Origin of the sequence: Sphingomonas sp. Leaf62 (assembly GCF_001421915.1) — a bacterium.
Classification (GTDB): Bacteria; Pseudomonadota; Alphaproteobacteria; order Sphingomonadales; family Sphingomonadaceae; genus Sphingomonas.
Genome location: NZ_LMLN01000028.1, coordinates 561,992 through 575,876, shown reverse-complemented (window position 1 = coordinate 575,876; position 13,885 = coordinate 561,992). Strand labels below are relative to the sequence as shown.

Below are 13,885 nucleotides of genomic sequence, written 5' to 3'. Positions count from 1 at the left end.
TGGAGCGAGAAACCTCTGCGGAGAGGTGGCAGAGTGGTCGATTGTACCGCACTCGAAATGCGGCGTGCCTTAACGGGTACCGAGGGTTCGAATCCCTCCCTCTCCGCCAGATGCCTTCCGTGCGAAGCGCGTCGCGATGAAGCCGCCCGGATGGGCGGCGCTTCCTTTCCTACCCATCGTCTGTCCGTCGCGCCGCGCGACCGGAGTTGGTCCGACCGCAGATGTCTGTCGATCGCCGCGACGATCGCCCGCGGTGGCTTCCGGTTCGGCGCAGCTTCGCGATCCGACAGGTGACCAAAAGTTCATGCCATGCTCACCGCCCCGCCCGGACGGCGGGGCTAAGCGGCAGGTCATGGCCGTAGCGTGCGGCCGGTGCAGTCAGGGTCGACCGTGTGAGCAAGCCGATTTTCTTCGATCCGACCGGGCGTCGCGGTGTGTGGGCAAGGCGGAGCGTGGCGTTGCTGATCCTCGCGGTCATCGCCGCGGCGGTGGCGTTTGCGACGACGCTGGTGGCGACGCCGCGCACGCTGGGCATTCCCCTGCCCTTTGCCCGGCGGCATGGCGAGGCGTTTGCGCCGCGCAGCGATACGACGGGGCGGCATGGGCGCTGGCTGCCGCACGCCACGTCGCCGAAGACCGGCGGCACGCCGCTGACGATTGGTTTCTATGCTCCCGATACGGCGGGCGGGATCGCGTCGTTGCAGCGGCACCTCGCCACGCTCGACTGGGTCGTGCCCGCCTATGTCAGCGTGGTCGGTACGCAGGTGCATGCCATCGACGATCCGCGGCTGGAGCAGGTGCTTGCCGGTGCCCGCCATGCCCCGAAATTGTTGCCGATGGTGCAGAACCTGACCGATTCCGACTGGGACGGCGCGGGTGCGGCACAGATGCTGGCCGATCCGACGGCGCGCAAGGCGCTGATCGATCAGCTGGTCGCATTCGTGAAGGCACGCCATGCCGCCGGGCTGGTGATGGATTATGAAAGCCTGCCCGCCGCCGCCGTCGCGCGCTATCCGGCGTTTCTCGCGCAGTTGAACGCGGCGCTTCCCAGGGACGCGGTGCTGGCGGTGACGGCGCCGGCCGGCGATCCCGACTGGCGGCTGGCCGACCTTGCCCGTGCCACCGACCGCGTCATCCTGATGGCCTATGACGAACATTGGGAAAGCGGGGCGGCGGGGCCGATCGCATCGCAGCCATGGTTCGTGGGTCAGGTCGAAAGCGCGTTGCGACAGGTCGGTCGCGACAAGCTGGTGGTGGCACTGGGCAGCTATGCCTATGACTGGCATGACGGCAGCGCCGACGCGCTGTCGATCGAGGAAGCGTGGCTGGCCGCGCATGATTCGTCGGCGGCGGTCGGGTTCGACCGCGCCAGCGGCAATGCCGGCTTCGCCTATCAGGACGAACGCGGCAGCCAGCACAAGGTGTGGATGCTGGATGCGGCGACCAGCTGGAACCAGATGGCGGCGCTGCGGCGGCTGGGGATCGATGCGGTCGCGATGTGGCGGCTGGGCAGCGAGGATGCCGGGTTCTGGAACGACCTGACCGCCTATCGCACCACCGACCGCGTGCCGCGCATCACGCAGCTGCAATCGGCGCTGAACGTCGATGTCGAGGGGAGCGGCGAAGTGCTGCGCATCACCGCGCGGCCGACCCCGGGACAACGCAGCGTCACCTTCGATCGCAACGGCATGATCGCGAACGAAGCCTATGCCGCACTGCCGACACCCTATGTCGTGCAGCGTGCCGGTGCCGCCGATCCGAAGGCGATCGCGCTGACGTTCGACGACGGACCCGACGCGACGTGGACGCCGCCGATCCTCGACGCGCTGGAGGCGGCGCATGTCCCCGCAACCTTCTTCGTCGTCGGGGAGAATGCGATCGAGCATCCCGGGCTGTTGCAGCGGATCGTTCGCGACGGCGACGAGATCGGGAACCACAGCTATACCCACCCCAATCTGGCGACGACCGGGGAGCGGACGACGACGCTGGAACTGAATGCCACGCAGCGACTGATCGAGGCGTATACGGGCCGGTCGACGACGCTGTTCCGCGCGCCCTATTTCGGCGATGCCGAGCCGACGACGATGGACGAGATCGCGCCGGCACTGCTGGCGCAGGATCTGGGCTATACGGTGGTCGGGCTGCACGTCGATCCCAATGACTGGCAACGGCCGGGCACCGATGCGATCGTCCGGCAGGTGGTCGAACAGGTCGAGGACGCCAGCGCCGACAGTTCGCGCAACGTCGTGCTGCTGCACGACGGCGGCGGCGACCGGGCGCAGACGGTGGCGGCACTGCCCCGGATCATCGCGATCCTGCGGGCCAAGGGCTATCACTTCGTCACCGCCTCCGCGCTGGTCGGCGTGCCGCGCGCGGTCGCGATGCCGGTGGTTGCCGGGCGTGATCTGGCGGCGGTGCGGACCGATGTCGCGATCTTCATCGTCATCGCCGCGATATCGGTGCTGCTGGCGTGGCTGTTCTACCTCGCCATCGCGCTGGGCATGGCGCGGGCGGTGCTGATGGCGGGGCTGGCATGGTTCCAGTCGCGGCGCGAACGGCCAACGCCGCCGGTGTTCCAGCCGAGCGTCACGGTCATCATCCCCGCCTATAACGAGGAGCGGGTGATCGCCGATTCGGTCGCGCGGGTGTTGGCCAGCGACTATCCGGGCCTGCACGTCATCGTCGCCGATGACGGGTCGAAGGACGGGACGAGCGCGGTGGTCCGCGCCCGGTTCGACGACGATCCGCGCGTCACGCTGCTGACGCTGGCCAATGGCGGCAAGGCGGCAGCGCTCAACCGGGCGCTCTTGCAGGCGGAGGGTGAGGTCATCATCGCGCTTGACGCCGATACCCAGTTCGAGACGACGACCATCGCCCGGCTGGCACGCTGGTTCGCGGACCCGACGCTGGGCGCGGTCGCGGGCGATGCGCGGGTGGGCAACCGGGTCAATCTGGTCACGCGCTGGCAGGCGGTCGAATATATCACCGCGCAGAACCTGGAGCGTCGCGCCCTTGCCGGATTCGATGCGATGACGGTGGTGCCGGGCGCGGTCGGTGCCTGGCGGCGCGCGGCGCTGGATGCGGTCGGCGGCTATCCCGAGGATACGCTGGCCGAGGATCAGGACCTGACCATCGCCATCCAGCGCGCCGGGTGGCGCGTCACCTACGACCCCAATGCCGTCGCGTGGACCGAGGCACCGGAGACGTTCAAGGCATTGGCGAAGCAGCGCTATCGCTGGGCATTCGGGACGCTGCAATGTCTGTGGAAACACCGCGCGATCCTGCGCACCGGCAGGCCCGCCGGACTGGCGCGGATCGGATTGCCGCAGGCGTGGCTGTTCCAGATCGCCTTTGCCGCGGTCTCGCCGCTGATCGATCTGGCGCTGCTGCTGTCGATCGTCGGTACGGCGGTGCGGGTGGCGCAGCATGGCTGGGCACAGACCAGCGGCGACGTGTCGCAAATGGGGCTGTACTGGCTGTGCTTCACCGCGATCGACGTGGCGTGCGGCTGGGTCGCCTATCGGCTGGACGGGAACAAGGCCCGCTATCCGGCGCACCTGCTGGTCGCGCAGCGGCTGGTCTATCGTCAGATCATGTACTGGGTCGTGCTGCGGGCGATCGCGTCGGCCATCGGCGGGTTCGTGGTCGGATGGGGCAAGCTGGAGCGGACCGGGAGCGTGCAGGCGGCGGCGTGAGCCGTTCGCCAGCCGCGCTATCGATACGCACCAAGCGTCCGAGCCCGACCCCGCATCGGCGGACCAGACGATCAGCGCGGCAACGTCATCCGGACGATGAGGCCGGGATCGTTGTCGCCCAGTTCCAGCGTCCCGCCATGCAGCCGGGCGACCGCCGCGACCAGCGGCAGGCCCAGCCCCGCCCCGCTCTCGTGCCGCGACGGGTCCAGCCGACCGAAACGTTGCAGCGCCGCCGCCCGGTGTTCGGGAAGGATGCCGGGGCCATCGTCGCGAACCACGACGGCAACGGTGCCGGCATCGGCCTCGACCGACAAGCGGATCGTTCCAGCACCGTATTTCAATGCGTTATCGATCAGGTTTGACACGGCCTGTCCGACCATTTCGCGGTGGACGTCGGCAGTGGCCGGCGCGGCCGGAAGGACCACAATCGCCAGTCCGCGATCCTCGGCAAGGGGTTCGAACAGATCGGCAAAGTCGGCGACCAGCGCCGTCAGATCGGTCGGACTGAAGGCATCGCGACCGATCCCTGCTTCGGCGCGCGTGATGCGCAGGGCGGTGTCGAGCATCCCCAGCAACCGGTCACCTTCGTCCATCGCGCGGAGCACCGCGATCCGGCCGTCTTCGGTATCGGCGGCGGCCAGCGCCCGTTCCAGCGTCGCGCGCAGCCGGGTAAGTGGCGACCGGAGGTCGTGGGCCAGCGCATCGGTCGCCATCTTCAATTCGCCGACCAGCATCGCGATCCGGTCGAGCATGGCGTTGACCGACTGTCCAAGCCTGTCGAACGCGTCACGCCCGCCGAGCAAGGCGACGCGACGGTCGAGATCGCCATCGGTCACCGCCGCGACGGTATCCACGGTGCGCCACAGCCGCCGGGCAATGATCCGTGCGGCGACCCAACCGGCAAGCGTGGCGAGCGACAACGCGACGATCATCGCGGCGACCATCGCCATTTCCATGGCGCCGACAAAGGCCCGTTCGCCCTCGATCACATGCCCGGTCAGCAGCCGGGTGCCGTCGGGCAGGACGGTACCGATCACCCGCATCGATTCGGGCTGGTCACGACGGACGCGGAACAATTCGATGGTGGCGGGCGATCCGGGGGACACGTTAGGCGGCCAGGCTCCGACATTCCCGGCCAGCGGCGTACCATCGCGCGCCGTCACCAGCGCCACCGACAAGGGCCGGTCGCTACGGTCGAGCCGCAGTTCGGCCGCAGCGCGCAAACCGGTCACACCCCGCGCCGCCCATGCCTCCAGCAAGGTCGCGCGGAGCCGTTGCGCTTCTTGCGTGGCGCTGGCGGTCAGGCGGCTTTCGGTGATCGTCCGCACCGTCAGCAGCGTCACTGCCGCACCGGCCAGTTGCAGCGCAAAGACCAGTGCGGCAAATCGCAGCGTCGCCGACCGGATGAGCAGCGTCAGGGTTCGACCCCCAGCTTATAGCCCGACCCGCGCACGGTATGCAGCAGGCGGCGCTGCTCGCCATCGTCGATCTTGCGGCGCAGGCGGCTGATATGCACGTCGGTCACGTTGCTGCCCGGATCGAAATGATAATCCCACACGCCCTCCAGCAACATGGTGCGCGTCACCACCTGTCCGGCATGGCGCAACAGATATTCGAGCAGACGGAATTCACGTGGTTGCAGGTCGATCACCCGCGCGCCGCGCCGCACCCGGCGCGCCAGCAGGTCCATCGTCAGATCGTCGCAGGTCAGCATGGTCTCGGCCGCCGGTGCGCCGGCCGGCTGACGCCGGGTCAGCAGCCGCACCCGCGCCAGCAACTCGGCGAAGACGAACGGTTTGGTCAGATAATCGTCGGCCCCTTGCGTCAACCCCGCGACCCGGTCGTCGGGCGATCCCATCGCCGACAGGATCAGCACCGGCGTCGTCACGCCGGCGGCGCGCATCGCCGCGATCGTTGCCATGCCGTCCATTTGCGGCAGCATTCGGTCCATGATGATACAGTCATACCCGCCGTCGATCGCGTGGAATAATCCGTCGCGCCCGTTGGCGGCGCGATCGACCACGAACCCGGCTTCGGTCAGCCCCTTGCCGATATAGGCTGCCGTTTCTTCATCGTCCTCGACGGTCAGGATCTTCACGTGACGCCACCTCCGGCGGCCGCAATATCAGCGAGTGGGCGCCGACGTCACCCCTTGCCGCGACATGCAGTATGACGGACCCGGCAGCGAGGGTCGAAACGTCGGCGGAGACTGGCGCATGGCCCGCAACGGCATCGATGACGTCGCCGACCTGCAAGCCCGACCGCGCCGCCATGCCACCGGTGCGCAGGCTGGTGACGACCCAACCATCGGGCAGGCGGTGCGGCGCTAAAGTCGCGCCGTCCGCCGCGAAGGTCGCGCCATCGGGGGCGACACCGAGCCACCCGGCGACCAACAATGCGCAGGCGGCCAGTCCGCAAAGCGTCATGTCGCGGACCATAGCGAAACGGGGTGCGTCGTGAACCGACATCCTGCAACTCCTCCATGCCGGTCGTACACGGCGCGACCCGACCGGACGATGGGCGACAGATGACGATGCGGTCATGTTGCGATTGACACGGGCGCGGCGGCGTGGCGGTGATGCGGTCATGCAGCCACCCCGATCGCGTCCGCCGCGGCGCATCACCATCGTCGACGTCGCCCGTCACGCCGCCGTATCGACCAAGACCGTATCGCGCGTGCTGAACGGCGAGCCGCATGTCACCGACGCAGTGCGCGACCGGGTGCGCGAAGCGGTCCGGACGCTCGACTATCACCCCAACATCATGGCGCAGGGATTGGCGAGGCAACGGTCACATCTGATCGGGCTGGTCTATGAAAATCCCTCGCCCAGCTATGTCGTCGACCTGCAAATGGGCGTGCTGGACCGGTTGCGCGGCGAACGGTATCGGTTGGTGGTGCTGCCGGTTCGATCGGTCACCGACCATGCCGACGAGGTCGTCGGGCTGCTGCGATCGGCGGCGGTCGATGGCGTGGTGCTGGCCCCGCCGGCATCGGACAGCCGCCGCATCCTCGACGAACTGACCGCGATCGGCATGCCGTTTGCCCGGATCGCGCCGACGCGCTGGCCCGAACTGACCCCCGGCGTGGTCGTCGACGACGTCGTCGCCGCCTGCGAGGTCGCGGCACTCGTCCTGAAGCAGGGGCACCGGCGGGTCGGCATTATCAAGGGGGATCCGACCCATGCCGCCGCCGAGGCGCGCATGGCGGGCTATGCAAAGGCATTCGCCGCCGCCGGCCAGTCGATCGATCCCGATCTCGTGCTGGATGGTCTGTTCACGTTCGATTCCGGGTTCGCGGCTGCGCAGACGCTGCTCACGCGGCACGATCGGCCGACCGCGATCCTCGCGCAGAATGACGACATGGCAGTCGGTGCGCTGATGGCCGCGCGGGAGGCCGGGATCGACGTGCCGGGCGACTTGTCGATCGTCGGTTTCGACGATTCCGAAATCGCGCGCATCACCTGGCCACGGATCACCACGATGCGCCAGCCGGTGTTCGACATGGCGGTCAGCGCGACCACGCTGTTGCTCGACCAGCTGAGCGGCGCGGAGGTACCGGCCAATATCGCGCACGAACATCATCTGGTCGAACGCGATTCACTTGCGGCCGCACCGGGGGGCTAGGCGCCCGGTTCACCGGTCGTCACCCGCGCCGTCTCGCCCCTGCGCAACGCCGCCAGCAACGCGCCGCTGGTATAGGGTTTGGCAAGAACGATCGCATCCGCTTCCTCGGCGACCGCGCCGGGATCGCCGGTTGCGAACACCACCAGCGCTCCGGGGCGCAGCATGCGGGCCCGCTGAGCCAGTTCGCGACCCGACGCGCCGGGCAGGTTGACGTCGGTGACCAGCATGTCGACGGGCGCGGTCTGCAACGCGGTGATCGCCTCTTCGGCGCTCGCCGCCTCGACCACGACGAAACCCGCTTCCTCCAGCATTTCGGCGCTGCTGATGCGGATGAGCCCGTCGTCCTCGACCAGCAGGATCGTGCGCCGGATGGTCGGCGGCGTGGTGATCGCGACCGGCCGGCTGTCGACGATCTGCGGTTGCAGCGTCGCTAGATTACGCTGTTGCTGGTTCGACAGGACATGGCGGATTTTCCGCGCCAGCGCCTCGCGTGTATAGGGTTTCGACAACAGCTGCACGCCCTTGTCCAGCCGCCCGCCATGGACGATCGAGTTTTCGGTGTAGCCGCTGGTGAACAATACGGCGAGACCGGGCAACCGCTCGCGGGCCTTGCGCGCCATTTCGGGGCTCTTGAGCGCGCCCGGCATGACGACGTCGGTGAACAGCAGGTCGATCGACATACCGCTTTCGATCACCGCGAGGCCGCTGGCGGCGTCGGACGCCTTGAGCACGCGATAGCCGAGGTCCCCGAGCATCTCGACCACGGTGGTGCGGACTTCCTCGTCATCCTCGACGACCAGCACCGTCTCGGTCCCGCCGCGCACCGGACCGGTATCGACCTGCACCTCGACATCCTCGGACTCCATCGCCCGCGGCAGATACAGCTTGATCGAGGTGCCGTGCCCGACTTCCGAATAGATTTTTACGTGGCCGCCCGACTGTTTGACGAAGCCATAGACCATCGACAGGCCCAGCCCCGACCCCTTGCCCTCGGCCTTGGTCGAAAAGAACGGTTCGAACACCCGCGCGACGACGTCGGGGGACATGCCGCTGCCGGTATCGGTCACCGCCAGCATGACATATTGCCCCGGAATCACTTCTTCGTTCGTGCGGGCATAACTGTCGTCGAGATGGGTATTGGACAGCTCGATGGTCAGCTTGCCCCGCCCTTCCATCGCGTCGCGCGCGTTGATGGCGAGGTTGAGCAGCGCATTCTCGATCTGGCCCGGGTCGATGAAGGTATTCCACAGACCACCGGCAAAAACCGTCTCGATCTCGATCGCCTCGCCGATCGCCCGGCGCAGCATGTCGTCCATGCCCTGTACGAAGCGGGTGACGTTGACGACCTTCGGCTCCAGTGCCTGTCGACGACCGAAGGCGAGCAACTGGCTGGCAAGGCGTGCGCCGCGCGAAACGCCTGCCATGGCATTGTCGACCCGACGTTCCGCCTTGGCATTGCCGACCACGTCGTGCGTCAGCAATTGCAGATTGCCGCCAATGACTTGCAACAGATTGTTGAAATCATGCGCGATACCCCCGGTCAGTTTGCCGACGGTCTCCATCTTCTGTGATTGCGCGAGTTGCGCCTCGGCGTGCCGCCGCTCGGCGATCTCGGCGATCACCCGGCTTTCGAGCGTTTCATTGAGGCTGCGCAGCTGATCCTCGGCACGTTCGCGATGCCGGACCTGCCGGGCGAGGCTGTCTGCCTGCTCGCGCAACGCCGCCTCGGCAGCGCGCTGGTGCGAAATGTCGGTATGGACGCCGACCCATTCGGTGATTTCACCGGCGTCGCCGAGGATCGGCAGGGCACGGATAGCAAAGATCCGCCATTCACCGTCATGCCGCCGGACGCGGTGTTCGTGCACGAACATGCTACGCGCGGCGACCGCGGTATTCCAGGCAGCGATCGTCGCGGCGGCATCATCGGGATGGACCGCCGATGCCCAGCCGAAATCGTGATATTCGTCGAACGCCTGCCCGGTCAACGCCGCCCAGCCGGCCTGTTCGCCGACCATCCGGCCATCGGCGCTGTTGGTCCACAATACCCCGTGCACCGCCTGCATCGCGGTGCGGAACCGGCTGTTGCTCGCCTTGATCGCGGCAGCATCCCGGGCGCGTTCGGTCATGTCGATGCCCAGAATATATACGCCGACCGTCTGCCCGGTATCGTCCTGATGCGGGACATAGCGTATCTCGAACGCTCGGTGGCCGAGCGTCCGGTGCTGCAGCACGGTTTCGCCGACGATCCACTCGCCGGTCAGCGCCGCATCGATATCACCCTGCCGGTCGCGATACAGTTCCTTGCCGATCACCTCGCGGATATGCCGGCCGACCATCGCGTTCGATGCGCCGCCGAACCAGCTTTCATAGTTGGCGTTGACGAAGCGGTAGCGGTGATCCCGGTCGATATACGAAACGAGCATGGGCACGGCATCGGCGATGCGGCGCAGTTCGGCCTCGCTCGCCGCCAGACGTGCTTCGATCACCTTGCGCACGCTGTTGTCGATAACGGTGCACAAGACGCCATCGGCGACGCCCTGACCGTCGACGACCGGCGTGTAGTACAGGTCGAGGGTCAGCGTTTCCGAACCGTTCGCGCGCGAGAAGACGGTCGGCCGGTCACGGAACGACTGGCTCTGGCCGCGCAATGCTGCCGGCAGCACGTCCTGATAGTGGTCCCACAGTTCGGGAAACGCACTTCTGACCGGGGTGCCGAACACGGCCGGATGGCGTTCGCCAACGATCGCGCGATAGGCGTCGTTGTAGAACAGGATGTGGTCCGGACCCCATACCAGCATCTTGGCCACCGGCGAATTGACGATGTTCGCGATCGTCGCCCGCATCTGCGACGGCCAGTCCGCTGGCGGGCCGAGCGGCGTGTCAGCCCAGTCGCGCGACCGGATCAGCGCGCCGCATTCGCCGCCGGCTGCCGGCCAGTCCTTCGCCACCATGCCGCATCCCGCGCTGGCGGAGCGCAACGCACGCAGGCCGGCACGGACGACCTCGTCGGCATCGGCATAGCCCCCGCCCGCCACCGCATCGGCGATGAACGCTTCCAGTTCGGGGGACAGCGATACGGTGCTGGTACGTCGTCCGGTCATCGCGAACATCTCATGCAACTCATATTGTGTGTCAACGCGTGCGACGGTTTCATGCGGCGGCGGCCACCTCCGGCGCGACAGACGGAGCGGCGCGTTCGCCGATCGGCGTCACGACCGTCGCAATGTCCGGTGCGGTCACGCTGCCGCTGCGCTCCAGCTTGCCCCAGCCGACGCGTGGTCCGTTCATCGCCGCCGCCAGCGCGCGCAGGACCACCGCGTACAGCAACTGGCGGTAGCCGAACCGCTGCGCCAGCATCCGCAGCGGCGGCAGGCGTTCGCCCCTGCCCTCCAGCCGATAGGCGACCCAGCCACATGCCAGATCGATCGCGGTGAACGCCGCCCAGTAGAGCACGACCCAGCCGACATCGCCGCCCGCCGCTTCCCACCCGCGATCGGCGATGCGCCACGCGGTGGTGGCGATGCTCCCGATCAGCGCCAGGTCGATCAGCGGTGCGGCCAGCGTGAACAGCACCTGGAACACCAGCGCCTGCGGCAGCCCCAGCAAGGCCAGCCCGCGCGGACGACCCCGGCCGATGATCGCGCGGTGCTTCCACAGGCATTGCAGCGTGCCATAGGCCCAGCGATAGCGCTGACGGAACAGAGCCCGTGCCGTCTCCGGCGCTTCGGTCCAGGCGATCGCCTCCATGTCGCAGGCGACGTGCCAGCCGGCGCGCTGGATAGCGATGGTCAGGTCCTGATCCTCGGCCAGCGTATCGTCGGGATATCCGCCGACCGAATCCAGTGCCGCCCGCCGCCACGCCCCGACTGCCCCCGGCACGACCGTCACCGCGCCCAGCGCATGCAACGCGCGCCGTTCGAGGTTCTGTGCGGTAATGTATTCCAGCGCCTGCCACCGGGTAATCAGGTTGACGCGATTGCCGACCTTCGCATTGCCCGCGACCGCGCCGATCGCCGGATCGGCAAACCAGCGCAACAGCTTCGCAATGGTATCCGCTTCGAACTGGGTGTCGGCGTCGAGCGCGACGACGACGTCGCCCCTGGCGATCTGTAGCGCGGTGTTGAGCGCACGTGCCTTGCCACCATTTTCCAGTGTCAGCAGCCGGACGCGCGGATCGATGCCGAACGCGGTCCGGACGATATCGGACGTACCGTCAGTCGAGCCGTCGTCGATCACGATGACGTCGATCCGGACGCCGACGCTACCGAGGATGCGGCGCACCGATGCCTCGATCACGCGCGCTTCGTTGAACGCCGGGATCAACACCGACACCGACGTCGGGACCAGATGCGGCGCAACCGGCGGCGGACCGCCCCGGCGCGCGGCCAGCATCGCCAGTCCGGCCAGTGCGACCGACCGGGCGATGCCGATGGCGATCACCAGCAGGAATGCCGTCATCAACAGGTCGCGGGTCAGGCTGACACCGCCGAACAGGCCCCGCGCACTCGCCGCTTCGTTCGCTTGCACGCCTTGCAATACCGGCATCACCTGATCGCGCGACAGCCCGGCGAGCCGCGACACGCCGACCAGTTCATAGCCACGCGCGCGCAGACCGCGAATGATCCCCGGCAGCGCCGCCAGCGTCCGGCTGCGATCGCCGCCCGAATCGTGGAGCAGCACGATCTGCGTCGGGCGATCGGCGGTACCGGCCTGAACCTCCGCAATCGTACGCGCGACGATCTGCTGCGGCGACGGCGTTTGCCAGTCATGGGGGTCGACGTTCAGGCCTACCGTCAGATAGCCGAGTTCGGCCCCGATCCGGGTCGCATGCAGCTCGTCGCCGCGATCGGGATCGGCATCGCCGAGGAAGGGCGGACGGAACAGCCGCATCGCCCGCCCGGTATAGGCCTCGACCAGCCGTTCGGTCGCGGTCAGTTCCAGCCGGATCGCTTCCGGCGAGCGGTGCGACAGATTGGCATGCGAGGTGCTGTGGTTGCCGAGTTCGCTACCCTCCGCAACGATTCGTCGCAGGATCGGCCCCTGCCCCAGCGCATTGGCACCAGTGACGAAGAAGGTGCCGGGCGCGCCTTCGCGCTTCAGCACGTCAAGGATTTTGGGCGTCCAGAGCGGGTCGGGTCCATCGTCGAAGGTCAGCGCGACCATGCGCCGCTGCGCGCCGGTGCGCTGGACGATATCGGGTCCGGGCAGGCGATCGACCTGCGCCGCGCGGACCATGCCGCTGGCATCGGACCGCAGCGTGCGGTGTCCGGCGGTCGCGCCGGCATCCAGCCGCAATACCTCGCCCTGTCCGAGCAGCGTCACGCCGGCTGGCTGGGGCAAGGTTCCGGTCCCGGCGGCGGAACCGGTACGGGCGACGGTCCAGAAATGCGGGTCCTCGCTCCCCATGCGCCAGAGCGCGACCGCGTTCGCGCCGGCGACCGACGCCGCGCGGAGCTGGTTGGCGGCGGTGACCGCATCAAGCAGCCAGACCTGATGGTCACGCCCCCGTTCGCGATAGGCGAAGTGCCAGTTGCCGCTTGCCCGATCGAATGTCGGCACGGTCCCCGCCTGTCGCGCGAGGTTCCACGCGTCGGCCACGCGCAGCGGTTCGGTCGTGCGACCGTTCCAGTCATAGCCGTAATTGCCTAGCGCAACGATCGCGCCGGGACCGGCGGCGCGCACTGCGTCGGCGACCACCTGCGCGAACCAGGCTTGCGACGCGATCGGTCCCGCCGCACCACCCATCCAATGCTCGTCATAGGCCATCAGCACCAGCCGATCGACGACCGTCGCATAGCGGGCGAGATCCCATTCCGCGTCCGCGACCGGGGTCGCGATCATCACCTGCCAGTGACGGCGGGCAAACCGCGTGCGGAGTTCGGACAGGAAACGGCGATAATCGGCGTGCGCGCTTGCGGGCAGGCTTTCGAGGTCGAGCATCACGCCCATTCCCCGCTCCGCCGCCACCATCGCTTCGATCTGTCCGGCGAAGCGGCTCCGCGCCTTCCCATCGGCCAGCAGCGCAGCGGTGCCGGCACCGTCCCAGCTGCCATCCTCACGCGCATTCTGCACCATCGGGATCAGCGCGGGCGGACGTTTCGCTTTCGCCAGTACCGCGTGCAGATAGTCATCCGTTTCATAGGCGAAGCGATGGTCGCGCCCGGCAACCGACGCGATGCCCGGTGCCAGCCAGTCGACCTCGTCCACATGACGCCCCAGCGACTGCCGCGATGCCGCATCCCACGGCATATAGAAGCCGAGCACCGGCAGGCGGCGTGCACCGGCAGCGGCCTCCCCCGCCGGCAGCCAGGGACCGGCGCTCGTTTGGAGGGGCGCAGTGGCAATCGCATGCGGACGCGCGGCATCCTCGGGGAGCGCCAGTGCGCCCCGCTGCGGCGTCCGTGTCAGTGCCGAAACGACCAGCGCGACGATCGCGAGCATCGTGACGACCAGGATCGCCGCGCCCCATCGCACCCGCCGGGCGCGCTGCCCGCTGGCATCGTAAAAGATGGGATGTGTCACGTCGCCCCCTGAAACCTGATAAGCAGCGCTTAGGCCGGGAAACC

At 68.0% G+C, this 13,885-nt stretch carries 7 protein-coding genes and 1 tRNA gene; 3 read left to right on the top strand and 5 right to left on the bottom strand.

Annotated features, from left to right (window positions below; translation table 11 throughout):
• Positions 1-19 precede the first annotated feature (19 nt).
• Positions 20-109: transfer RNA gene (locus tag ASE91_RS14200), tRNA-Ser, on the top strand.
• A gap of 283 nt (positions 110-392) precedes the next feature.
• Complete coding sequence (locus tag ASE91_RS14195; RefSeq protein WP_056627102.1) at positions 393-3,695, top strand: glycosyltransferase; 3,303 nt, start codon at positions 393-395, stop codon at positions 3,693-3,695.
• Positions 3,696-3,766: 71 nt separating this feature from the next.
• On the opposite strand, the gene ASE91_RS14190 is transcribed toward ASE91_RS14195, so the two are convergent.
• The 3 genes from ASE91_RS14190 to ASE91_RS19720 form a co-directional block, all read right to left on the bottom strand.
• A complete protein-coding gene (locus ASE91_RS14190) occupies positions 3,767-5,038 on the bottom strand; it encodes a sensor histidine kinase (protein WP_235530491.1) in 1,272 nt (423 codons plus the stop codon).
• Between the two features lie 71 nt (positions 5,039-5,109).
• The gene (locus ASE91_RS14185) at positions 5,110-5,793 is read right to left on the bottom strand and encodes a winged helix-turn-helix domain-containing protein (RefSeq protein ID WP_056627096.1); all 684 of its coding nucleotides are present in this window, start codon (positions 5,791-5,793) and stop codon (positions 5,110-5,112) included.
• On the bottom strand, positions 5,765-6,163 hold the full coding sequence (locus tag ASE91_RS19720; RefSeq protein WP_156357843.1) for a PDZ domain-containing protein: 399 nt from the start codon (positions 6,161-6,163) through the stop codon (positions 5,765-5,767). Before ASE91_RS19720 ends, ASE91_RS14185 begins: the two co-directional genes overlap by 29 nt.
• 118 nt (positions 6,164-6,281) lie before the next feature.
• On the opposite strand from ASE91_RS19720, the gene ASE91_RS14180 reads away from it, so the two are divergent.
• The gene (locus ASE91_RS14180) at positions 6,282-7,319 is read left to right on the top strand and encodes a LacI family DNA-binding transcriptional regulator (RefSeq protein WP_082454030.1); all 1,038 of its coding nucleotides are present in this window, start codon (positions 6,282-6,284) and stop codon (positions 7,317-7,319) included.
• Here ASE91_RS14180 and ASE91_RS14175 read toward each other — a convergent pair.
• Positions 7,316-10,420, bottom strand: coding sequence for a hybrid sensor histidine kinase/response regulator (locus tag ASE91_RS14175; protein ID WP_082454046.1), 3,105 nt, complete (start codon positions 10,418-10,420; stop codon positions 7,316-7,318). The genes ASE91_RS14180 and ASE91_RS14175 overlap by 4 nt on opposite strands.
• A 49-nt stretch (positions 10,421-10,469) precedes the next feature.
• Positions 10,470-13,841, bottom strand: coding sequence for a glycosyltransferase (locus tag ASE91_RS14170; RefSeq protein ID WP_156357842.1), 3,372 nt, complete (start codon positions 13,839-13,841; stop codon positions 10,470-10,472).
• Positions 13,842-13,885 lie beyond the last annotated feature (44 nt).

Coding starts and splice junctions, on each gene's coding strand:
- ASE91_RS19720 (WP_156357843.1), bottom strand. CDS start 6,163: ATGTCGGTTCACGACGCACCCCGTTTCGCTATGGTCCGCGACATGACG.
- ASE91_RS14175 (WP_082454046.1), bottom strand. CDS start 10,420: ATGACCGGACGACGTACCAGCACCGTATCGCTGTCCCCCGAACTGGAA.
- ASE91_RS14180 (WP_082454030.1), top strand. CDS start 6,282: ATGCAGCCACCCCGATCGCGTCCGCCGCGGCGCATCACCATCGTCGAC.